This window comes from Rhodoplanes sp. Z2-YC6860 (assembly GCF_001579845.1).
Classification (GTDB): domain Bacteria; phylum Pseudomonadota; class Alphaproteobacteria; order Rhizobiales; family Xanthobacteraceae; genus Z2-YC6860.
In genome coordinates, this window is sequence record NZ_CP007440.1 from 6900727 (window position 1) to 6923866 (window position 23140).

Here is a 23140-nt window from a genome sequence, read left to right on the forward strand (position 1 = left end):
ACGTAAGCGCTTACGGCTGCCCTTGCAGCGGCCGCTCATGGATTGCCGGGTCAAGCCCGCGGGTGACACCACCGTGGCGGACCATGGTGGACGTCAGCTGCGAACCACTCAAAACATCTCCCGACGATCGCTCCGCATCCAGGGCGGCGTATCGAAGTCCGCGTGCCGGGCGCGAGCGCGCCGCGCCGGCCTCTGCCAGTTCGACTCCTGCCAATTCGAAGCTTGCCAATTCGGCTGCTGCCAATTCGAGCCCATGGCGAACGCGTCCGAACCCGGCGCCTCATATGGCGACATGCCGCGACGCTTTGCCTGCGCGTAATAGCCGCGCGCATAGTTTGCGACTGCGCCGCTCTCGCTGCCGCCCGCGGCCTTGTAGGCGCCCGCGAGATACTTCACCGCATAGGTCATGTTGGTCTCGGGATCGAGCAGGCCCGCGGCGCTGCCGCTGTAGCCCATGGCGCGCGCGGTGCCGAGGCGGATCTGCATCATGCCGTAATTGCCCTTGCTCACGGCGCGAGGGTTGTAGCGGCTCTCGCGCATGATCACGCGATGCACGAGAGACACCGGGATGCCGTTCGCGGCGGCGTGGCGCGCGACCATGTCCGAATAGGCTCCCTGCCCGGGCGCGCCGTCGCGCGCGAAGCGCCGCGCGCGCGGCTGCGCGTCGAAGCCCCAGCCCGCGGAACCCATCTCCGCATTTCCGAACGGCTGCTGCGACGCACCCGCGACGAACACATGCCTGTGATGATGATAGTGATGATGAGCGGCCACGTGCGTGTGATGACGGGCGTACCTGTGATGGTCTGAGCTGCGGGCGAGAGCGGGCGTCGAAACGACGGCGAGGATCACCGCGATACAGATTGCCTTCATCCAATACTCCTGGCTGACCCAGCCCGACGGCCGGTTCTTGTTGGTCGAATCTGGCGTCAGTGCGACAGAAGAATGCCCGAGCTGCGAGCACCTTGCGGCAAGTACCGCCGTGCCGTGCGCGATCGCCAATTCACCGCCGGCCATTGGGCTATAGCGATTGCCGATCGGGTCCTGCCAAAGAGCGATGATGTTGTATGACGCCCACACATCGGCAGAAAAGGTACGTTTCCCGGTTTAGCGCCTATCCGGGGTTGGCATCCTTCGATAAGCCTAAGCGCCTCAACTAAGGAGAAAAATTGATGCGCGTTTTCGCAGGCCTCGCCGTTGCCGCGGCCCTTGCAGCGTCCAGCTCGCAGGCCCTGGCTCAGAATGCCGTTGAAGCTGGCTATCTCGAGTGCCGTGGTCAGACCCAGGCCTTCGTGGTCGGCTCGATCACCAAGCTCGAATGCCTGTTCCGGCCGACCTTCGGCCGCCCGCAGGCGTACTTGGGCACCATCCGCCGTGCCGGCCTCGACATCGGCTGGACCGATTCCACGGTGCTGCACTGGCAGGTCTATGCGCCGACCAACCGGCTCGGCCCGTATGCGCTCGCCGGCAGCTACGGCGGCGGCGCGGCCAGCGTGACCTTCGGTGTCGGCGTTGGCGCCAACGCGCTGTGGGGCGGTTCGAACTCGACCATCTCGCTGCAGCCGCTGAGCGTGCAGGGCCAGACCGGCCTCAGCGCCGCCGCTGGCATCGCGGGCATGGACCTCGAGCCTGCCGGTCGCCCGGTGCGCATGCACCGTCATCGCCACCATCGCCATCACCGCTAACCGTCGATCATCTTCGATGGACAATCGCCGTCGCGTGGCTCACGCGGCGGCGATTTGCTTTTGAGCCAGCCCATCGAGTCTTAGGCGGCGGCCGCGCGGATATGACCGCGCCGTTGCGTCATCGCGCCGCTCCCGACCGTGCAAGCCGTCGTTGACAGGCGAAGCTTCGCGGCATATTCAACCAATTAGTTGACAACTAATCGGTTGAATACCAATGCCGACCGACCGCCTCAGTTCGACGCTGTTCGCCCTGGCCGATCCAACGCGCCGCGGCATCCTGGCTCGGCTTGCGACCGGCGACGCCACCGTCAAGGAACTCGCCGAGCCCTATGAGATGAGCCTCGCGGCAGTCTCCAAGCATCTCAAAGTGCTGGAGGGCGCCGGCCTGATCACCCGCGGCCGCGAAGCACAATGGCGGCCCTGCCATCTCGAAGGCGCGCCGCTGCAAGCGGTGTCCGAATGGCTCGAGGACTATCGCCGCTTTTGGGACCGCAACATGGACAGCCTCGCCGCGTACCTGAAGACCATGAAACCAAACGACCCCGGCGGGCCGTGACCCTTCACCATCCCTCAACCCGTACACCAGCGATGAAAGGCAAGAGTCATGTCCTCCAGTATCGAAGCGGATTCCGCCGTCGAGGCCGTCATCACCATGAGCCGCGTGTTCGACGCGCCGCGCGAGCTGGTCTGGGAGGCTTTCACTCAGCCGAGACACGTGTCGCAATGGTGGGGCGGGCCGGGCTTCACCAATCCGGTATGCGAAATGGATCTGCGCCCAGGCGGCCGCTGGCGCCACGTCATGCGCACACCCGACGGCCAGGAGTTCAAGTTCGATTTCGTGTTCGTCGAGGTCGTGAAGCCCGAGCGGCTGGTCTGGCAGAACGCCGACCACGGCAAGAACATCCCGGGCGGTCCGCCGACCTGCCAGAACATCGTGACCCTCGAGGATCAAGGCCAGCAGACCAGATGGCGGCTCGTCGCGCGCTTCAACTCGCTCGCCGAACGCGACCTCGCCGTGAAGATGGGCTTCACCGGCATGATCGGCGTCAGCAACGATCGCCTGGCCGCTTACCTGCCAACGATGTGAAGTCGATCTGCACCCGGAACGATTGTGGCCCCGCGCGAAAGCGCGGAGCCATGTCCCATCGCATCGACAATGCTTTGCTGGGCGAAATAAAGCTTACTGCTTCCACGACGCGAACGCGTCGTTGAACGCCTTTTCACCCGGCGAGCCCTTTTCCATCGCCAGGATCGCGCGGCGGTTGTTGTTGTAGACGATCGGGATGTCGAACCACGAGCGCTCTTTCAGAAGCTGAATGTTACGCTGCATGTCGGCCTCGAGCGCCGACAGGCCGATCAGGAAGAAGCCTGGCGTCACCTTCACGGCAAGACCCGCGAGCGGCACGCCGCGGGTCTGCTCGGCCTGCTTCATCAGCACGCCCGGCACGTTCTGGATGCCGCCGGTCGCCGCGTCATTGCCGAGATTGAACACGATCTCGATCGTGTGGCTCGCCGGCAGCGACTGATCGGTGTTGCGGCGGAGCGACCAGGTGATGCTCATCTGCCGCTCCGGAATCTCGATGTCGGCGCGCACCGCAAGCTCCGGCGGCCGCCCCGCAGCGCCGGGCTTGGTCTCGGTGCGCCAGATCGCGGTGCCGACGAAGCGCTTGCCCTGCGGATCGGCGGGGTCTTCTTCGTACAGCACGACGCGCTGCGCGACCGCGAGGCCGGCCTGCGGCTGGGCCGATTGCGAACCGACCCTGTCCGGAATCTTGGGCTTCGACGGCGCCTGCGTCTCGCGTGGCGCCTGCTGCGTCGGTGACGGCCGCAGCAGCGCCATGACGACGCTTGTAACGCCGGCAATGTTGGTGCGCTGCCAGTAGGCCGCGCCCGCGATGGCGAGGATCAAAACGGCGATGAGCCCGAGCCGGATGTAGCGGCCGTAGGACCGCGGCTGCCGCACGCGCCGCGGCGACGCGGGCTGCTCATCGTATTGCGGCTCGTGACGGGGCTGCTGCTCGGAGGGGTCGTAACCGGCCGGCACGCCCTGCTCGTCTTGCGACCAGGCATTCTCCGGCTGCATCTGCGGCTCGAGCTGGCCGTACTCGGCGAGCGGATTGCGATCGGGCGGCGGCAGCGAAGGCGCCGGCGGCAGATTGCGTTCCGACTGCTGGCGGCCGTAGTCGTAACGCTGGGCCTGCTGAGCCTGCCGCGCCTCGGCCTCGGCGATCTGGCGAGCCTCGGCCACGGCATGCGGGTCGTTCGCCACATCGCGGAAGCCACGCAAAGCCTCGTCGGCGATCGTCTGCGATTTGCGAGCGGTCTGACCGGATGGTGTCGGCCGGGCCTGCTCGGCTCGCGGCGGAGCCGCGGGCTGTGCCTGCTGCGCCGCGGAGCCGGTTGCGGTTCGCGTTTGCGCAAATGTGCTCGGCCGCGCCGGAGCGCGGGAAGCGTCTGCCGAAGACGCGGCCGGCTGCGTCGCCGGCCTTTGCGCCGCCGTGCCGGCCAGCCGGGCGGACGCGTCCTGACGGGGTGACGGCGCCTCAGCGCGTTTGATGAAAGCCGGGCGCGCGGTCTCGCGGGCGTGCCTCGCTGATTCCGCCTCGACCTTGCGGATCGCTTCTTCGAGGGCGAGGCGCTCGCGGGTTATTTCCGACTCTTCGAGCGGCGGGTTGACGCCCCGCAGTTGCGCCACGAGCGCGGTGCGCGCCCGCTCGTAAAGCGCACGCCGATTCTCACCGGTGTTCTTGTCGAGACCGGCGACGGCGCGGGCGATGAGCGGGTGATAGTCGGCCATCTATTCCGGGTTTGTCAGGTCTCGAAAGGATTCTGCATCAGGATTGTGTCTTCCCGCTCGGGGCTCGTCGACAACAAAGCCACAGGACAGCCTATCAATTCCTCAATTCTGCGCACATATTTGATGGCCTGGGCAGGAAGTTCTGCCCACGACCGGGCCTTGGCGGTGACCTCGTCCCAGCCCTCGGCGGTCTCATAGATCGGTTCCACCCGGGCCTGGGAGTGCTCGCTGGCCGGCAGGTAGTCGATCTCGCGGCCATCGAGCTTGTAGCCGGTGCAGATCTTGATCTCCTCGAAGCCGTCGAGGATGTCGAGCTTGGTCAGGGCGATGCCCTGGATACCACTGGTGCGCACGGTCTGCCGCACCAGCACGGCGTCGAACCAGCCGCAGCGCCGCGGGCGTCCCGTGACGACGCCGAACTCCTTGCCCTTGGTGCCGAGCGTCTTGCCGATCTCGTTGAGCTGCTCGGTCGGGAACGGCCCCTGCCCGACACGCGTCGTGTAGGCTTTGCAGATGCCGAGCACGTAGCCGATCGCGTTGGGTCCGAGCCCCGAACCGGTCGCGGCCTGCGCCGCCACGGTGTTGGACGACGTCACGTAAGGATAGGTGCCGTGGTCGATGTCGAGCAGTGCGCCTTGTGCGCCTTCGAACAGGATGCGCTTGCCCTCGCGGCGCTTCTCATCGAGCAGCGACCACACCGAATCCATGAACGGCAGCACTTTGGGCGCGATTTCAGCGAGATCGTCGTAGACCGTGCGTGCATTGATCTCTTCCATACCGAGGCCGCGGCGCAGCGCGTTGTGATGCGTCAGCAGCCGCTCGATCTTGCCGTTGAGCACCTGAAGATCGGCGAGGTCCATCAGCCGGATCGCGCGGCGCCCGACCTTGTCCTCATAGGCCGGCCCTATCCCGCGACCGGTCGTGCCAATCGCGCCCTTGCCGGACGAACGCTCGCGCGCAACGTCGAGCTCGGAATGCAGCGGCAGGATCAGCGTGCAGTTCTCGGCGATGCGCAGGCTGTCCGGCGTCACCTTGATGCCCTGTTCCTTCAGCCGGTCGATCTCGGCGACCAGCGCCTTGGGGTCGAGCACCACGCCGTTGCCGATCACCGAGAGCTTGTTGCGCACCACGCCGGACGGCAGCAGCGACAGCTTGTAGGTCGTGCCGTCGATCACCAGCGTGTGGCCGGCGTTGTGGCCGCCCTGGAAACGAACAACGACATCGGCCTGCTCGGAGAGCCAATCGACGATCTTACCCTTGCCTTCGTCGCCCCACTGCGAGCCGACCACAACCACATTCGCCATTCGGAATCCTTCCGCCACCGGGGCTGCGGCGCCCCCCGGCCGCTGCAACACTGATGGGGCATAGTTTCGGATAAAGGATGATTTCGCGCGAGACAAGGCGGCCGATCGGACCATCCAGCCTGCGGGTGGCTGGATTTAGGCTTGAATTTCAAAGCGTTGCGGCAGCATCAAGGCATTTGCCCACATCGCCCCGTAAACCTGGGGCAAAGTGAGCGCCCCCTTGCGAACCAGCCGCCGCCGCGACAGGCTCCGCCCTTGGAATGACGTCGGGGTCGTTGAACATATGACGAAAGCATTGCTGTCCGCCCTCCTGACCGCTGTCCTGGTCTTGGCGGCGGGGCCTGCGCTGGCGCAGTCCCAGCAGCCGGTCGAGATCGCCCAGCTTCCTTACATGGAAATATTCAGCCCGACGTTCTTCTGGAGCGACGAGGCCGACGCCATCCGCACCGGCTCAACCACCTGCCCGAAGGGCCGGGCCATCACCGGCGGCGTCAATATCGTTCAGGGCAAGGCGTCGCTGCGCATCGTCGAAAGCTATCCGGACGGAGAATCCTGGGTGACGCGTGTGGTCAACCGGCAGAAGCCGGAAACCGTGACATCGCTTCAGGTCCGCACCTTCGCGCTGTGCCTGCTGCCCGCGGCGCGCAAGTCTTCGAAGCTCCTCGCGCAGCTTCCGCGCATTTCATACACATCGGTCCCCATGAGCGTGCCGGCAGGCTACGTGAGCACGCCCGGCCGCTCCACGTGCCAGTCCGGTGCGCTGGTTCTGGGTGGTGGATTCGGCCTCGATCAGGACTACCGGGGGCCAAGCAACCTGCGCCTGGAGCTGAGCTATCCCGACCCGAACGGCTGGAATGTGCGCGCAGTGAATGGCGCCCCCGCGTCCGGACCCGCGGCCGGTGCGCGCATCTACACGATCTGCCTCAGCAACAAGGACGGCTCCGACATCCGCAACTACAAGACGGTTTCTTTCGCCGAGGCCGACGCGGTCGTAAGCGCCGACAACGGCACGATCCGCCAGCAGGTCAAATGCAGCGATCCGAACAGCTTCATCATCTCCGGCGGCATGCGCTCGATCCGCGGCCGCAGCGCCTCGCTGGAGATGGCCGAGAGCTTTCCGGATTCGCCATCGAGCTGGATGATCTCAGCCGTCAACCGCGGCACCAAACGGGACGGCGACGTCACGGTGCGGCTCTACGCGGTGTGCCTCAAGAAATAATCGCCGGGGCCCGCCGTCTTGCGCGAAAGGCCAAGTCTTGCGCAAAGGTCAAGTCGGATCGATGTAAGATCGACCGATGAAAGCCGAATTCCACTCCGAAACCGCGGCCTGGCTCACGCAAGCGGGCCTGGCAGGCGAATCCGAAAACGCCATCGTCGACGGCTTCTGCGAGCGTTGCGTCGCCGCGGGCCTGCCGGTCGGCCGCGCCCATGTGTTCATCGATACGCTGCATCCGGTCCACGAGGGCAGGCTCTTCCGTTGGGGGCATGGCCCGAACGAGACCGCCCTGCAGGAATACGGCCGCACCGTACCGGTGCCCGACAGCACGCCTGAAGACGCACTTGCCGCCGAGCGTTGGCGGAACAGCCCGTTCTACCGGATGCTGCAGACCGGCGACTCGCTGCTGCGCCGCAGGGTGCCGCCGGAAGGCGAAACGGAGTTCGCGGCACTGGCCGAAGTCCGCGGCTACGGCATGACCGACTATCTCGCCATCATCAACCGCTTCGCTGCCGAAGGCGTGGTCGGCGAGATGGACTGCGTTTATTCGTCCTGGGCGACGCGCCATGCGGATGGGTTCAGCGACATCCACATCGATGCGCTGCAACGCCTCACACCGTACTTTGCGCTCGCCATCAAGTCGGTGTCGCTGCAACGCATGACCGGCACATTGATGCAGACCTACCTCGGCCGCGACGCCGGCCAGCGCGTGCTCGGCGGCCGCATCGTGCGCGGCGTTGCCGACCGCATCGACGCGGCGATCTGGTTCAGCGACCTGCGCGGCTTCACCCGCATCACCGACACCGCCCCCGAGCAGGTGATCCCGCTGCTCAACGACTATGCCGACGTGATCGTCTCGGCGATCCATGAGCACGGCGGCGATGTGCTGAAGCTGATCGGCGACGGCACGCTTGCGATCTTCAAGACCGACGGCCGCGAGCGCTCCTGCAATTCGGCACTCGCCGCGGCGATCGCCGCGCGACAGGGCGTGAACGAACTCAACGTGCGGCGCGCCGAGCGCGGTCTCCCCGTCACCGACATGTATCTCGGCCTTCATGTCGGCGAGGTGTTCTACGGCAATATCGGCTCGACCGAGCGGCTCGACTTCACGGTGGTCGGTCCGGCCGTCAACGAGGCAAGCCGCGTCGCCGCGATGTGCCGCTCGGCCGATCAGCCGATGCTGGTGTCGGCCGCTTTCGCCGAGGTCGGCTCGATCCACAAGCGCCTCGTCTCGGTTGGCCGCTACGCCTTGCGCGGCGTCGGCCGGCCGCAGGAGCTGTTCACGCTCGATGCGGAGCGCAACGCTTAGGGTCTGATTCAACTTCGTTGAATCAGACCCGTCGCTTCTTGCTCTTGTTTGAGCATGATCTTTTCCGAAAACCGCTTCACACTTTTCGGGATCATGCTCTGGCGCGCTGCGTTCCAACAACTTCCGTCACGACCCCTGCGGCGTGAACTGGATCGCCTTGTCCTTCGGCCAGCGCAGCCGCCAGCCGAGCTTGATCTCGCGGCTCTCGCCGGGCTTGGCCTCGAACGCCCACTCCATCACGCCGCGACGGTCGCGCAGGTCGCGCGTCGTCGGCGGCGTGGTGACCGGCAGCATCTCGACCTGGATGTCTTCCGCCTCGCTCACCGGAATCTGATCCTCGATCGCAACCTTGATCGGGAAATCGTGGCCGTTGCGGACAGTGGTCTTGAACTCGCGCTCGTCGGTCTTCGACGAGCTGATGATGCCCGCCGTGCCTTCGTTCCGTCGCACGACGGTGCGCGCGACCTTGACCTTCTCGTCGACGCCGAAGCCGAGCCTCACGGTCTCGTCTTTCGACGCAAGCGACAGCGGACTTTTGCCGACGAACACGCCGTCACGATAGACCGACACCGGGCCGGGCAGGAGCGGCGCATCTTCGCCGTGCTTGAAGCTGGCCTGCAGGTACGCGGCCTCATTCAGCGCCGGCACCGCATGGGCCATCAAGTCAGGCGCGATGGTCGCGGAAGCCAGGCGGAAGCTCTTTGAGCCCTGCCCTGCCGGCACGGCGATGCGACCGGGCACGCGGAACACCACCTGGAAGCCGCCCATGTCGACCACGGCCTGCTGCTCCTCGGCCTTGCGCAGCTGCCCGTCTTCGGCGCGGCGTGCGAGCACCGCAGGCGGCGCGGCAGGAGCAAGTTGGTCCCGCACCATCGCCCCGGCATAGGGCGTCGGCGGCGCCTGATAGCGCACGATCCAGGGCCGCAGCTCCGGCGCGCTGCCACCGCGAGCGACGCGCATGGTCGAAACCGCAAGCGCGACGTCCGACCAGTCCTCGCCGGTGGTCTGCGTGATCTCGGCGCGGCGAACGAGCTCGAGTGAGGGCTTTGCGTCCTTGCCACCGGTGTCGAGGCGGGCGTCATAGACCGGCTGCCAGCGCGCACCGCGCACTGCATAAGTGACGCGCAGCACCGCCGGCGCCACGGCATCGGAATTCAGAGCAATGCGGACCTCGAGCTTCTTTGGCGGAGTCATATTGCGCCCCGCTTCGAGGCGGGCGATCTCGCGGTCGAGATCACGCTGCTTGATCTTGGCCTCGCGGATCGCGGTGTCGGCATTGGCGATTTCCTCGCCGACCGCCGCGAAGGCCGCGCGCCATTCGGTCAGCGGACGGGCTTCACCCTTCTCGCCGAGTCCCTTGGGCGAGGACTCGGCAAAGCTTTCGGCGAACTTGCGGCGCGCCGTTGCCGATGCGATCGCGCCGTCCAGCGTGGCCCGTTCATCGCGCAGCGTCTCGAGCTTTCGATCGATCTCGGGGATGTTCGCGGCGGGCTGGGGCAGCGGCTGCCGCGCTTCGACCGCACCGATCACCAGATGCGCACCGCCCTCGCCTTCGACCCGCAGCGAGGATGGATCAAGCGTCAGCGGAAAGTCCTTGGCGAGCAAGGTCGAGTCGCCGGCCGGCAGATCGAGTTTGATCAGCCGCGTCACCGTCGCGCCGTCCGGATAGACCGTGACGGCATCGACCTGCGAGCCTGCTTCGAGCTCGGCCGCCATCGCGGGCACGGCGGCGGCGATAGCGAAGACTGAAACGAATGACAGCAATGTGTGGCGCATGGCGCTCCCTCCGACGGTGAAATCCGCGGTAAGAACCGGTCCGATTCAGGTTTCCCTGAGGCACAGCCACGGCAACATCACGGCTGCGACAACGTGCACAAAACACAGGCCGGAGGCTCGCGCCTCCGGCCTGAAATGACAAGTCCCTTCCGCTGGTCTTAGAACTTCAGCGGCTTGGCCTGCTGCACCTGCGGCAGCGCGCGCACCTTGGCCAGCACGTTGTCCGGCAGTTCGCCGTCGATCTCGATCAGCGCCACGGCGTTGCCGCCCGGGGCCTCGCGGCCGACATGGAAGGTCGCGATGTTGATGCCCGCCTCGCCGAGCGTCGAAGAGAACTTTCCGATGAAGCCCGGCTTGTCGAGATTGGTGATGTAGACCATCGACGGGCCGAATTCGGCATCCATCCGGATGCCCTTGATGTTGACGATGCGCGGCCGACCGTCGGCGAACACCGTGCCCGACACGGCGCGGGTCTGCGTCTCGGTGGTGACCGTCACGGTGATCAGGCTCTCGTAGTCGCCCGCGGCCTCGCGGGTGACCTCTTCGATCACGATGCCGCGCTCCTTTGCGACAATCGGCGCCGACACCACGTTGATGTCCTGCAGCATCGGCCGGAGGATGCCGGCAATGGCCGCAGACGTCAGCGCCTTGGTCTTCATCTGCGCGACCGCGCCCTCATAGGCGATCTGCACCTTGCTGATGCCGGTCTCGGTGAGCTGGCCCGCGAACGAGCCGAGCTTCTCGGCCAGCGCGATGAACGGCTTCAGCCGTGGCGCCTCTTCGGCCGTGATCGAGGGGAAGTTCACGGCGTTGGAGATCGCGCCGCGCAGAAGGTAATCCGCCATCTGCTCGGCGATCTGCAGCGCGACGTTCTCCTGCGCCTCGGAGGTCGAGGCGCCCAGATGCGGCGTGCACACGACGTTGGGCAGCCCGAACAGCGGGTTGGCGGTCGCTGGCTCCTCGACGAACACGTCGAAGGCCGCGCCCGCGACATGGCCGCTCTTCAGCGCCTCCGCCAGCGCCGCCTCGTCGACCAGCCCGCCGCGCGCGCAATTGACGATGCGAACGCCCTTCTTGGTCTTCTTCAACGCTGCGGCGTCGATAATGTTCTTGGTCTTGTCGGTGAGCGGCGTGTGCAGCGTGATGAAGTCGGCGCGACGCAGCAGTTCGTCGAGCTCGACCTTTTCGACGCCGAGATCAACGGCGCGCTCGGGCGACAGGAACGGATCGTACGCGACCACCTTCATCTTCAGGCCGACGCCGCGGTCCGCGACGATCGAGCCGATGTTGCCGCAGCCGATCACGCCGAGCGTTTTGCCGAAAATCTCGACGCCCATGAACTTGTTCTTCTCCCACTTGCCGGCGCGGGTCGAGGTGTCGGCTTCGGGGATCTGGCGCGCCAGCGCCAGCATCAGCGAGATCGCATGCTCGGCCGTGGTGATCGAGTTGCCGAACGGCGTGTTCATCACGATCACGCCCTTGCCGGTCGCGGCCGGAATGTCGACGTTGTCGACGCCGATGCCGGCGCGGCCGATCACCTTCAGGTTCTTCGCCTTCTCGAGAATCTTCGGCGACACCTTGGTGGCCGAGCGGATCGCAAGCCCATCGAAGTTGCCGACCACTTCGGCAAGCTTGTCCTTGTCCTTGCCGAGGTTCGGCTGGAAATCGACTTCGATGCCGCGATCCTTGAAGATCTGCACGGCGGCGGGTGACAGGGCGTCGGAAATCAGAACGCGCGGAGCCATTGGTTTTGTCCTCTCGGTGTTGTTTCAGTGCCTTTTGAAAAAAGGCTGTGTTTGATTGCGGAAATAATCGTCGAACATGCCGCCGGTGAGCGGGGTGAATTCGATCCGGCGATTGGGCGGCAAGGTCTTCTGCAGCTTGAAGCCGAGCGCCAGCACGACCGCCTCCCAATCGCCGGAGGTTTTGAGCGCCACCAGATATTTCGGCAGCTCCCCCGGAGACTGCACCTGCGCAAGATGCGCGGCCTCGATGGCCGGCAGATCCCGGAGCACCATCGTCAGCACCAACAGCACGTCGGCGGGATAGGGATCAGCCTTGTCGATCGTCACCGCGGGCGGCGACGGCATGTGAGGCTTGTATGGCGCCGGTGACGGCGCCGGACGGATTTGCAAATCTGATGGAATGGTGTTGGCGCGGCTCACCGCAGCCTGCGACGGTGCCATATTGGCGGCTTTTTCAGGAGTCGGCGGAGGGGAAGCCTCGACCGGTTTTGCCGGGGCCTCCGGCGCGGCCGGCTGCACAGGCTCGAGTTGCGCCGGCTGCGATGCGGCAACGATATCGAACGCCGTCGGCTCATCATCACGCGGTGTTTCGGGCGTGGCCGGTTCTGCCGCAACAGGAGTCTCGGCGGGCGCGATCGGCCTTGCAAAAGCGGCATCAGCCTGTTGCGGCCTCCTGGAGGCTTGCTTGTTGGCAGCGAGCCGTTTGAGAACCGCGAGTGCATCGAACATCGCGGTCTTGATCGTGCCGGTCTTCTCCGCCTCCGAAGGTTTCGACGCATCGAACTGGAGTTCGATCGGCGCGGAAGGAGCCGAAGTCACGCTCGCCTGAAGATTTGGTGCCGGGTCTTCTGCCGCCGGCGAAGTCGCAGGCGGGATTTCAAGCGAGTCGGCCATCACCGGCTTGGGCAAATTGTCCGCCACAATCGGCTTTACGGCTTCCGGCTTCTGCGCCTCCGCTGGACCGAACACAAACGTGTCGTCGAACGAAAAATCCTGAGCTGCCGGAAGCGTCGGCGATGGCGGCGGCGCTTGCGCGGCCTCCGACTGCGGATTGAATATCAGCCATGGCGGGTCTGCAGGCTGTAGGACGGCAGCCTGCTTGGGCGCGGAACTCTCGGGCGCCTTGGGCTCAGGTGTTTTTCCGGCAGGCTTCTGGACCGACGGCAGATTGTTTTCGACCGCAGGTTTGGCCGCAGCGGGAGGCAACGACGGCACAAGCTCCGCTGGAACAAGCTCCGCAGCAAGCTCCGCGATCGACGCGTTGGATTCAGGAACCCTGGATCCCAAAACCTCGGACGCAAACGTGTTGGGTTCAGGCGCTTTGGGCTGTGGAGCTTTGGGCTCAGGAGCCTTGGCGGCGGCAGGTTGAATCACGAGCGGTGAAGTCACCGCCGCGGCCAGCGCGGCCGATGTCGGAGTCGCCGTCGATTTCTCGACTGGCGGCAGGTTGATTTCAAATGCGGGCTTGGCCGCGGGTTGCGCGGGCGCAGCCGGTTTGCCGAACTGGCCCGCGAGCATGCGCCTGATGTCGTCCGCCGAAAACGTCTGCGTATGCTCATGCCCTGGATTGAGCATGAAGTGCCGGCCGGCGTAGCGCTCGAACAACTCGCGCGTCGCCATCGGCGCAAGCACCGACCGCGCGTGGTTTTTTGCCCGTGCCCGAGAGGCCGCGCTGAAGAACGGCAGACACTCCAGAGGACCGACGCGGATCGTCCGAAACGTCAACTTGGCTCCCGGCGGGAGCACCACCCGGCCGTCCGGTCTCGCCGGAGGCCTGGGCCCGTCGATTTCCAGCGGGATGAATGTCTGAGCGTCGAGCATCCGGAGCAGAAAATCTGGCCGATGCGCCGGATCGTTCACGGCGCGTATCAGACTGCGCTCAAGATCGTTTTCCGGCTCGAACATGGAGGGTTCTCGAACGGCGGGTTCGCGAACGTCTGGTGTGACGACGCGGGCCATGAGCGGCCCGCGTGAAAGCAAGTCTACGCCGCCTTCGGCAGCGCGTCCTTGGCTTCCGCATAGGCCCAGTCGAGCCATTGCGTCAGCGCCTCGACGTCGGCCTTCTCCACCGTCGCGCCGCACCAGATGCGAAGGCCCGAGGGCGCGTCGCGATAGGCGTCGATGTCGTAGGCGATGCCTTCCTTCTCGAGCGCGGCAGCAATGCCCTTGACGAACTTCGCCTGCGCGTCCGGAGCGAGCTTCAGCACCACGGGGTCGACCACCTTCAGGCAGACCGAGGTGTTGGAGCGGATCGCGGGATTGGCCGCCAGATTCTCGATCCACGGCGTGCGCGCGACCCAGTCGGCGACCGCCTTGGCATTGGCGTCGGCGCGGCCGACGAGGCCGTCCAATCCGCCGACCGATTTGCCCCAGTTGAGCGCATCGAGATAGTCCTCGACGCACAGCATCGACGGCGTGTTGATGGTGGCGCCTTCGAAAATGTCTTCGCTGATCTTGCCGCCTTTGGTCATGCGGAAGATCTTCGGCAGCGGCCAGACCGGCGTGTGGCTCTCGAGGCGAGCCACCGCGCGCGGCGACAGCGCGATCATGCCGTGAGCCGCCTCGCCGCCCAGCGCCTTCTGCCAGGACCAGGTGACGACATCGAGCTTCGACCAGTCGAGCTTCTGCGCGAAAGCCGCCGACGTCGCGTCGCAGATCGTCAGCCCTTCGCGGTCGGCCTTGATCCAGTCCGCATTAGGCACGCGCACGCCCGAGGTCGTGCCGTTCCACGTGAACACCACGTCGGTTGCGAAATCGACCTTGGCGAGATCAGGAAGCTCGCCGTAAGGCGCCTTGAGCACCTTCACGTCCTTGAGCTTCAATTCCTTCTGAACGTCGCTGACCCACCCTTCGCCGAAGGATTCCCAGGCCAGCATGGTGACGGGCCGCGGGCCGAGCAGCGACCACAGCGCCATCTCGACGGCGCCGGTGTCGGAGGCGGGCACGATGCCGATGCGGTAATCGGCCGGCGCTTGCAGCACTTCGCGGGAAAGATCGATGGCGCGCTTGAGCTTCGCCTTGCCGATCTTGGACCGGTGCGAACGTCCCAGCGCTGCGTCTGTGAGGGCTTGGAGGCTCCAGCCGGGGCGCTTGGCGCAGGGGCCGGACGAAAAGTGCGGGGTGACCGGCCGCACGCCGGGCTTTGCTTGGCTCATAGTCTATCCTTCCAGATAGAAAGCCCTTCGGTGGGGAAGGGTGTCCCGCGGATGGAGATACGGAAGGAAGACGTTTCCGTCAAGACGGCGGAAAAGCACACGCCTCGAACGGCGGGGAAAAGCGAAAAATCAGTCGAGTATGAAGCGGAGACCGAGCCTGACCTCGTCGCTCGACAAGCCCTGCCACCGGGTCCGGTCGCTCGCGAGATTGGTTCCTGTGCTGGTCGCCAGATCGCCGAGATTGAGATGGCGATAGCCGATATCGACCACGAACCGCGTGTTGACCCGATAGGAAACGCCGGCCATCGCCGCCCAGGAAAACGTGACCCGGTCGCTGGTGACGCCGTGGTTCACCGGCAATGTCGTGTCGGTGTAGTCGCGGGCCTTCAGAGAACTGACACCAAGGCCGCCGCCGACGTAAGGCGTGAACCCTGCCCACGTGCCCATATCGATATAGGCGTTGGCGAGCACGGAAAGCGCCGTGACTTTCATCGAGTATTGCGGCTGTGAGGCGCTGGAGCTCGAAGTGGCTTCAGTTCCGACCCGCGGCGCGTAGTCGACCGTCATGTCGGCGCGGAACCACTGGTATTTGTAGCCCGCGCCCAAGCTGAGTCCCAGCGAGTCGGTGTACTTCACATCGTTGATCGTCGCGCCGGGCGCGGAGAACGACGACACGCTGTTGAAGCGATAGCCGACGTCGCCGCGCAGATACCAGCCCGACAGCATCTCGATGGTGCGCGGCTCCGGCCGCACATAGGGGCCGGAATACCAGGTGTCCGGCATGTCCGCGGCATGGGCCGCCGCACCGAGTGCGGCGGTCGTGATTAAGCCGAGGAGAATCGCCCGGACCTTGCCCATCGTATTGCTCCGATCAGCCCTTGCGGATCAGCGGCATCACAGGCTGAGCCGGCATCGGCGGCTCGAGCATCCAGCGGATGCCAAGCTTCAGATCGTGCGAGTAGATGTGATTGAAGGTGAACGGTCCGCCATTGGTGAAGCTGCCGTCGAATGCGCGGGTCGCACCGGTCGTCGCATTCCCCATGTCGAGGTAGCGATAGCCGAAGTCGATGCTCATCGACTCCGTGACCTTGTAGGTGATGCCGGCGTGTAACGCCCAGGCGAAATTCCACTTGTCGGCATCTGCCGCATAGGCCGTGGAAGTTCCGAGATTGTTGAAGCCGTCGTCGCGGAAGCCGGTGATGCTGATATTGGCTGCGCCGACGCCCGCACCGATGTACGGCGTGAAGTTGTACCAGGTGCCGAGATCGACATAGGCGTTGGTCAGGACGACCCACTCGGACTTGCTGCCGGAGTAGTTGTCGACACCGCGTCCGCCGTTGAAGGTGACGTTGTCCGAACCGTGGAAGTTCGACTTGCCGCGATATTCGCCGGTCACGTCGAAACGAATCCAGTCGTTGAATTTGTAGCCGACGCCCAGGCCGAACAGCATCGAGCTGTCCCAGCCCATGCCGACCGCCTCGACGCTCGTGCCGGGCACATCGTAAAGGCGCTGGTGAAGACCTTTGAAGTTCTGATTGGTCATTCCAATGTCGCCGCGCAGATACCAGCCGGACGCGACGTATTCTTCGATCGGCGGCGGGGCGAGTGGAGGAAGCGGCAGATCCGCCGCGCGGGCGCCCGTGTGGGCCGCTGTAGAAAACAGCGCAACCGCGCTGACAAAAGACGCAACCTTCAAGCTTGCCATGACATCACCTCTCGTGACGCGAAGCCGCATACAAAAATCGGCTCCACGAGGAACTCACTGAAGGCAGGATGCCAGCGAATGCTTAAGCGACACTTAACCTTACTTTTTAACCGTGATTGTTAATGAACGCGTCAAAACGCCAACGGCCCGAGAGCTCTCCCGCGGAGAATTCTCAGGCCGTTGCTGGATTTTCGATCGATGATGTGCGGCGAAAGAGGCGCTGTGTGCGCTACCTATTTACCTATTGGTTACCGCCCATGCGCTGTCGGCAACGCAAAAAATCCGGCAGCGCAGACCTCGCATTTGGGCGGCGCGAATCAGCTGCCCTCTTCCATCTCGCCGATGTGGTGCTGCGAGTAGAGCTCGACGCCGAGCTTCGCGACGAGATCGATCTGCGTCTCGAGGAAGTCGATGTGATGCTCCTCGTCGTGCATCAGCTTCTCGAACAGATCGCGCGTGACGTAGTCGCGCACGCCGTGGCAATGGGTGGCCGCCTCCTCGTAGAGCGCGCGCGCCGACATCTCGGCCTTGAGATCGCAGTCGAGGACTTCCTTGACGTTCTGGCCGATGTGCAGCGGGTCGAGCACCTGCATGTTGGGGAAGCCGTCGAGAAAGATGATGCGGTCCACGAGCTTGTCGGCGTGCTCCATCTCCTCGATGGATTCCTTGCGCCATTGTTTGGCGAGGACCTTGAGGCCCCAGTTGTCGAGCAGCCGGTAATGCAGCCAGTACTGGTTGATGGCGGTGAGTTCGTGCCGCAGCGCCTTGTTGAGATATTCGACGACCTTTGCATCACCCTTCATGACCGGCTCCCAATTCCAAATGACGCCGCCACGCAGCAGCACCCTGAGCTATATTAGACCAATTCTAAACTTGTAAGACACGCCCAGCCAAGCGGAAATCCGCAGCATCCACCGCGAGTTCCCCGGCAAAAGACTAAAAGTTTCAGGGCTTGGGATGGACGGCGCAGCCATTGCAGGCCGTGGCCGCCTCCGCGGCGTCCAGCGCCTCGTCCATGATCTTGCGGATGGTGCGGGCGCAGCGGCCGCACTGGGCGCTGCAGCCGAGACAGCCATAGACCTGCCCGGTCGACCGCGGGCGCGCCTCCGCCTGGCAGGCGGTGCGGACGTCCTGGTCGCTCAAAACATTGCAGGAGCAGACGATCATGCGGGATAGGTAATCCTCTATGACCGTTTCGATAACGTGCCCTGCCCTTGCAGGCAAAAGAAATCGGCTGATTTTATACGTTATCTAAAGTGCGAAAGTGCTGAAAACACAGTGCTTTTTCGCAACTGCGAATTCCGCCAGGGTTATCCTGTCAGGGCGACGCGTCCGCCAACGCATCGACGATGCCCGCGACCACGTCCTCGACCAGCGTCTTGTCGTCGCCCTCGGCCATCACCCGGATCACGGGCTCGGTGCCGGAGGGCCGGATCACCAGACGGCCGTGGCCATTCAGCCGCTGCTCGGCCCCTTCGATCGCGGACTGGACCTTGGCGTTCTCCAGCGGCTTGCCCTGCTTGTAGCGGACGTTGCGCAGGATCTGCGGCAGCGGCTCGAAGCGATGGCACACCGCCGAAACCGGCTTGTCGAGCTTCTTGACCACCGCGAGCACCTGCAACGCGGCGACGAGGCCGTCGCCGGTCGTGGCGTAGTCCGACAAGATGATATGGCCCGAGGCTTCGCCGCCGAGGTTGAAGCCATGCTCGCGCATATGCTCGAGCACATAGCGGTCGCCGACCGCAGTACGTGCCAGCGCAATGCCGAGGCTGCCGAGATAGCGCTCGAGCCCTAAGTTCGACATCACGGTCGCAACCACGCCGGGTTTCGACAGCCGGCCATCAGCCTTCCAGCTCTCGGCGATCACCGCCATCAGCTGGTCGCCGTCGACGACATGGCCGCGCTCGTCCACGACGATCAGGCGGTCGGCGTCACCGTCGAGCGCAATGCCGATGTCGGCGCGCACCTCGCGCACCTTGGCGGCAAGCGCCGCCGGCTCCGTCGAGCCGCAGTCCTTGTTGATGTTGAAGCCGTTCGGCTCGACGCCGACCTTGATGACCTCGGCGCCCAATTCCCACAGCGCATCGGGCGCGACCTGATAGGCGGCGCCGTTGGCGCAATCCACCACCACGCGCAGACCTTCGAGCGACAAATTGCGCGGCAGCGTGCGCTTGGCGAACTCGACGTAACGGTCGCGCACGCCGTCGATGCGCCGGGCGCGGCCGAGATCGGCGGACTTGGCGAGCTTCTTGGCGATCTCCTCGTCGATCAGCTTCTCGATCTTCAGCTCGAGCTCGTCGGAAAGCTTGTAGCCGTCCGGCCCGAACAGCTTGATGCCGTTGTCGTCATAAGGGTTGTGCGAGGCCGAGATCATGACGCCGAGATCGGCGCGCATCGAGCGCGTCAACATGGCGATCGCCGGCGTCGGCATCGGGCCGGTGAGCAGCACGTCCATGCCGACCGACGTGAAGCCCGCGACCAGCGCGGTCTCGATCATGTAGCCGGACAGCCTTGTGTCCTTGCCGATCAGCACGCGATGACGGTGATCGCCGTTCTGGAAAATAAGCCCTGCGGCCTGGCCGACCTTGAGAGCAAGCTCCGGCGTGATCACGCCGTTGGCGCGCCCGCGAATGCCGTCCGTGCCGAAATATTTTCGAACCACGCTGTACGTCCCCGACTTCGATCGCTTACGGAAGCGCCTGCCCCAGCATAGGCCGGCAAGCTACGCCTCAATAGTTTGCCGAATTGTATTTGTTTCTCGCAGGCTCCTTTGGCCGCGATGTCAACCTTATTAGAGGGTTACCGGCCTGGGGGCAACAACACGGCAAAAAGCCGACCTTCCGGCCGGCTTTTTGCCGTGTTCGACACAATTCACTGCCGATCAGCGTTCTTTCTGCGTGTCGTGGTGGTCTGACTTGCTCTTGGGCGGCTGGGTGATGCTGACCGGGTCTGACCCTACCATGGACTCCTCCAGGCCCTGCTCGAGCTTACGCTCCAGGACGTTATCGGGCTTCTCGTGCGCAGGCTTGTGCTTCACGTCCGGATCGCCACCGCGCTTCTTGGTCGCTGGATGCGCCATCGTGTTCTCCTCTTCGCTATGTCGGGAATAACTTCCAACCCGGCGCTCACGTTCCGCGGAGGGAACCCGCCTGGCGCCCAATTCGTGCTATCCAAAGACAAGCTTCGGGGAACCAAAGCCGGGGGAGGACAACAACAATGAAGCGGATGGCTTGCATCGAGGACCTGCGCGAGCAGGCGCGGCGCAACGTGCCGAAGATGTTCTTCGATTACGCCGACGCCGGTTCCTACAACCAGGAAACTTTGCGCGCCAACCGCACCGATTTCGAAAAGCTGAAGCTGCGCCAGCGCATCCTGGTCAACATGGACAAGCGCACCACCGCGACCACCATCCTGGGCGAGAAGGTGCCAGTGCCGCTCGCGCTCGGACCAATCGGACTTGGCGGCATGATGCATGGCGATGGCGAGATCCTCGCCTGCCGCGCCGCGCAGGCCGCCGGCATCCCGTACACGCTCTCGACCATGTCGATCAATTCGATCGAGGACGTCGCTGCTGCGGTCGACAAGCCGTTCTGGTTTCAGCTCTACGTGATGCGCGACCGCGGCTTCATCCGCGAATTGATCCAGCGCGCCGCCGCCGCGAAATGCAGCGCGCTGATGCTCACGGTCGATCTTCAGGTGCTCGGCCAGCGGCATTGCGACGTGCGCAACGGCCTGACCGTGCCGCCCGAGATCAGGATCAAGAACGTGATCGACATCATGACCAAGCCGCTCTGGGCGATGTCGATCCTCAAAGGGAAACGCAAGACCTTCGGCAATCTCGCCGGTCACGTCAAAGGCATGGAGAACGTCAACTCGCTCGCGCAATGGACCGCGAGCCAGTTCGACCCGACGCTGAACTGGAAGGACGTCGAGTGGGTGAAAAGTATCTGGCCCGGCAAGCTCATCCTCAAGGGCATTCTCGATGTCGACGACGCCAAGATCGCGGTGACGACCGGCGCCGACGCGATCAGCGTGTCGAACCACGGCGGGCGCCAGCTTGACGGCGCGCCGTCTGCCATCTCGGCGCTGCCGCGCATCGCCGACACCGTGGGCTCGCAGGTCGAGGTGATGATGGACTCGGGCGTGCGCACCGGTGGCGACATGATGCGGGCCCTGGCGCTCGGCGCGCGCTCGTGCATTGTCGGGCGGTCGTACATATATGGGCTGGGCGCCGGCGGTCAGGCCGGCGTCGCGCGCGCCATCGAGATCCTGGGGAAGGAATTCGATACCACCATGGCGCTGTGCGGCAAGACGAGCATCGCCGAGATCGGCCGCGACGTGCTGGCCGAAACCGAAACACAGCGGAGGCCGCAATGAAGATTCCCGGTCCGGACCATCCCATCACGATCACGCCCTCGAAAGAACGCGTGCGGGTGACGTTCAACGGCAAGGTCGTTGCCGACAGCTCGCGGGCGCTGGTGCTGCAGGAGTCGACCTACAAGCCGGTGTTCTACATCCCGCGCGAAGACGCACAGATGGGGATGTTTGCGAAGACGACGAATTCCACGCATTGCCCATACAAGGGCGACGCCTCGTACTACACCATCAAGGTCGACGGCCGCGAAGCTGAGAACGCGATCTGGAGTTATGAGACGCCCTTCCCGGCGATGAAAGAGATCACCGGACATCTGGCGTTCTATCCGAACCGCGTGGATGCGATCGAGACGGCGCCGGCTTAGACGTCGACGCCGCGGCTTAACTCCCTCCCCGCCTCATCCTGAGGAGCATTGCGAAGCAATGCCTCTCGAAGGATGGGGCGGCCCCATGGTTCGAGACGCGCTTCGCGCTCCTCACCATGAGGCCGGGAGAGAGGCTGGAACAACTCCGACGTCCGTGCTGTGCTCGCAGCACGGATCGTTTGGAGAAGTCCAATGCCCTTCGAAAAACCCAGCGTCGCCGATCTGCGCCATGCCGCAGAACAGCTCGGCATGAATCCGAGCATGCTTTATCTCAACACCGTGCAGGACATTATCGCGCCATTGGTCGCAGCTTACGCGGCGCTCGACCAGTTTCCCGACGAGAAGCCCGCGGTGAAATATCCGCGTGACGGCGGCTGGCGACCCTCCGCGGACGAGAACAAGCTCGGCGCTTGGTACGTGAAGACATCGATCAAAGGCCAGCCGGGCGGCAGGCTTGCCGGCCGCCGCGTGGCGCTGAAAGACAACGTCTGCCTCGCCGGCGTGCCGATGATGGTCGGCGCAAATTTTCTCGACGGCTCGGTGCCGGATATCGACGCCACCGTCGTCACCCGCATCCTCGATGCCGGCGGCGAGATCGCCGGCAAGGCGGTGTGCGAGTATTACTGCCTTTCCGGCGGCAGCCACACCAGCTCGACCGGGCCGGTGCAGAATCCCAGAAAGCACGGACACACATCCGGCGGCTCGTCGTCAGGCAGCGCGGCGCTGGTCGCGGCCGGCGAAGTGCCGATGGCGATCGGCGGCGATCAAGCCGGCTCGATCCGCATTCCGGCGAGCTTCTGCGGCATCGTCGGCATGAAACCCACGTTCGGCCTCGTGCCCTATACGGGCATTGGCCCGCTCGAAACCACCATCGACACCACCGGCCCGATGACCGCCAATGTCGCCGACAACGCGCTATTGCTGGAGGTGATCGCAGGACCCGACGGGCTCGACTCGCGGCAGCATCTGGCGCGGGTCGACCGTTACACCGAGTCGCTCAAGCAGGGTGTCACCGGGCTTCGCATCGGTGTGCTGAAGGAGGGCTTCGGCCACCGCAATTCCGAACCGGACGTCGAGGCCAAGGTCCGCGCCGCGGCCGAGCGCTTCAAATCGCTCGGCGCGATGGTCGAAGACGTGTCGGTGCCGGAGCATCTGACGCTGGGCTTTCCGGTGTGGTCGGCGATCCGCGGCGACGCCGCCTGCGTGACACTGCTGGAGATGAACGGCTTCGGCCTGGGCTACGAGGGGCTCTATCCGCTCAGCCTCATCGAGGCCTGCATGAAATGGCGCGACCACGCCGACGAGTTCGCCGACACGCTGAAGATCGCCTCGATCTTTTCCAAGTACACGCTTGGCCGTTACGGCGGACATTACTACGGCAAGGCACAGAATCTCAGGCGGCGCCTGCGCGCCGCCTACGACACGGCGCTGGCGTCGCACGACCTGTTGCTGCTCCCCACCACGGTGATGAAGGCAAGCCCCATTCCGCCGAAGGGCGCGTCGCCGCAGGAGATCACGCGGCGAAGCTGGGAGCCAACACGCAACACCTGTCCGTTCAACGCGTCCGGCCACCCGGCGATCAGCATTCCGTGCGGAATGTCGGACGGTCTGCCGATCGGGCTGATGCTGGTCGGCAAGCCCTGGGATGAACGCACCATCTACCGCGCCAGCGCGGCGTTCGAGGCATCCGGCGATTGGCGGACGATGTAGCG

Annotated in this window: 21 protein-coding genes; 8 read left to right on the top strand and 13 right to left on the bottom strand. The window is 64.8% G+C overall.

Annotated features, from left to right (window positions below; genetic code table 11):
* Positions 1–108 precede the first annotated feature (108 nt).
* On the bottom strand, positions 109–600 hold the full coding sequence (locus RHPLAN_RS38755; RefSeq protein ID WP_237180235.1) for a lytic transglycosylase domain-containing protein: 492 nt from the start codon (positions 598–600) through the stop codon (positions 109–111).
* Positions 601–1169: 569 nt separating this feature from the next.
* Between RHPLAN_RS38755 and RHPLAN_RS32220 the strand changes: the two genes are divergently transcribed.
* The 3 genes from RHPLAN_RS32220 (at position 1170) to RHPLAN_RS32230 (ending at position 2769) form a co-directional block, all read left to right on the top strand.
* A complete protein-coding gene (locus RHPLAN_RS32220) occupies positions 1170–1682 on the top strand; it encodes a DUF992 domain-containing protein (RefSeq protein WP_068027304.1) in 513 nt (170 codons plus the stop codon).
* A gap of 214 nt (positions 1683–1896) precedes the next feature.
* Entirely contained in the window at positions 1897–2238 is a 342-nt protein-coding gene (locus RHPLAN_RS32225; protein ID WP_068027307.1) for an ArsR/SmtB family transcription factor, read from the top strand.
* Positions 2239–2286: 48 nt separating this feature from the next.
* Positions 2287–2769 carry an SRPBCC domain-containing protein gene (locus tag RHPLAN_RS32230; RefSeq protein ID WP_068027310.1) on the top strand — a complete coding sequence of 161 codons (483 nt, stop codon included), beginning with the start codon at positions 2287–2289 and terminating at the stop codon, positions 2767–2769.
* Between the two features lie 93 nt (positions 2770–2862).
* On the opposite strand, the gene RHPLAN_RS32235 is transcribed toward RHPLAN_RS32230, so the two are convergent.
* Together RHPLAN_RS32235 and RHPLAN_RS32240 are read right to left on the bottom strand one after the other, a co-directional pair.
* Entirely contained in the window at positions 2863–4479 is a 1617-nt protein-coding gene (locus RHPLAN_RS32235) for a hypothetical protein (RefSeq protein ID WP_068027313.1), read from the bottom strand.
* Positions 4480–4493: 14 nt separating this feature from the next.
* A complete protein-coding gene (locus RHPLAN_RS32240) occupies positions 4494–5783 on the bottom strand; it encodes an adenylosuccinate synthase (RefSeq protein WP_068027316.1) in 1290 nt (429 codons plus the stop codon).
* A 283-nt stretch (positions 5784–6066) separates the two neighbouring features.
* Here RHPLAN_RS32240 and RHPLAN_RS32245 point away from each other — a divergent pair, with 283 nt between their 5' ends.
* Both RHPLAN_RS32245 and RHPLAN_RS32250 read left to right on the top strand, forming a co-directional pair.
* Positions 6067–7002, top strand: a complete 936-nt coding sequence (locus tag RHPLAN_RS32245) for a hypothetical protein (RefSeq protein WP_068027320.1) — start codon at positions 6067–6069, stop codon at positions 7000–7002.
* Positions 7003–7078: 76 nt separating this feature from the next.
* On the top strand, positions 7079–8308 hold the full coding sequence (locus RHPLAN_RS32250; protein WP_068027322.1) for an adenylate/guanylate cyclase domain-containing protein: 1230 nt from the start codon (positions 7079–7081) through the stop codon (positions 8306–8308).
* A gap of 126 nt (positions 8309–8434) precedes the next feature.
* Here the strand turns inward: RHPLAN_RS32250 and RHPLAN_RS32255 are convergent, their stop codons facing one another.
* The 10 genes from RHPLAN_RS32255 to RHPLAN_RS32300 form a co-directional block, all read right to left on the bottom strand.
* The gene (locus tag RHPLAN_RS32255) at positions 8435–10084 is read right to left on the bottom strand and encodes a mucoidy inhibitor MuiA family protein (RefSeq protein WP_068027326.1); all 1650 of its coding nucleotides are present in this window, start codon (positions 10082–10084) and stop codon (positions 8435–8437) included.
* A gap of 158 nt (positions 10085–10242) precedes the next feature.
* Positions 10243–11829, bottom strand: coding sequence for a phosphoglycerate dehydrogenase (serA, locus tag RHPLAN_RS32260; RefSeq protein WP_068027329.1), 1587 nt, complete (start codon positions 11827–11829; stop codon positions 10243–10245).
* 24 nt (positions 11830–11853) lie between these two features.
* Positions 11854–13734: an enhanced serine sensitivity protein SseB C-terminal domain-containing protein gene (locus tag RHPLAN_RS32265; RefSeq protein WP_068027332.1), complete on the bottom strand. Its 1881-nt coding sequence runs from the start codon at positions 13732–13734 to the stop codon at positions 11854–11856.
* A gap of 77 nt (positions 13735–13811) precedes the next feature.
* Complete coding sequence (locus RHPLAN_RS32270; protein WP_068027335.1) at positions 13812–14984, bottom strand: phosphoserine transaminase; 1173 nt, start codon at positions 14982–14984, stop codon at positions 13812–13814.
* A gap of 129 nt (positions 14985–15113) precedes the next feature.
* Entirely contained in the window at positions 15114–15842 is a 729-nt protein-coding gene (locus tag RHPLAN_RS32275) for an outer membrane protein (protein WP_068027339.1), read from the bottom strand.
* A 13-nt stretch (positions 15843–15855) separates the two neighbouring features.
* A complete protein-coding gene (locus RHPLAN_RS32280; RefSeq protein ID WP_068027343.1) occupies positions 15856–16689 on the bottom strand; it encodes an outer membrane protein in 834 nt (277 codons plus the stop codon).
* A gap of 317 nt (positions 16690–17006) precedes the next feature.
* Positions 17007–17492, bottom strand: coding sequence for a bacterioferritin (gene bfr / locus RHPLAN_RS32285; RefSeq protein WP_068032178.1), 486 nt, complete (start codon positions 17490–17492; stop codon positions 17007–17009).
* A gap of 142 nt (positions 17493–17634) precedes the next feature.
* A complete protein-coding gene (locus RHPLAN_RS32290; protein WP_068027346.1) occupies positions 17635–17856 on the bottom strand; it encodes a (2Fe-2S)-binding protein in 222 nt (73 codons plus the stop codon).
* Between the two features lie 151 nt (positions 17857–18007).
* Positions 18008–19351 carry a phosphoglucosamine mutase gene (glmM, locus tag RHPLAN_RS32295; RefSeq protein ID WP_068027349.1) on the bottom strand — a complete coding sequence of 448 codons (1344 nt, stop codon included), beginning with the start codon at positions 19349–19351 and terminating at the stop codon, positions 18008–18010.
* Positions 19352–19570: 219 nt separating this feature from the next.
* Entirely contained in the window at positions 19571–19768 is a 198-nt protein-coding gene (locus RHPLAN_RS32300; RefSeq protein WP_068027352.1) for a hypothetical protein, read from the bottom strand.
* A gap of 137 nt (positions 19769–19905) precedes the next feature.
* Between RHPLAN_RS32300 and RHPLAN_RS32305 the strand changes: the two genes are divergently transcribed.
* The 3 genes from RHPLAN_RS32305 (at position 19906) to RHPLAN_RS32315 (ending at position 23138) form a co-directional block, all read left to right on the top strand.
* Complete coding sequence (locus RHPLAN_RS32305; RefSeq protein WP_068027355.1) at positions 19906–21066, top strand: alpha-hydroxy acid oxidase; 1161 nt, start codon at positions 19906–19908, stop codon at positions 21064–21066.
* Positions 21063–21428, top strand: a complete 366-nt coding sequence (locus RHPLAN_RS32310; RefSeq protein ID WP_068027358.1) for a DUF427 domain-containing protein — start codon at positions 21063–21065, stop codon at positions 21426–21428. Before RHPLAN_RS32305 ends, RHPLAN_RS32310 begins: the two co-directional genes overlap by 4 nt.
* A gap of 192 nt (positions 21429–21620) precedes the next feature.
* On the top strand, positions 21621–23138 hold the full coding sequence (locus RHPLAN_RS32315) for an amidase (protein ID WP_068027362.1): 1518 nt from the start codon (positions 21621–21623) through the stop codon (positions 23136–23138).
* The last annotated feature ends 2 nt before the right edge of the window (positions 23139–23140 follow it).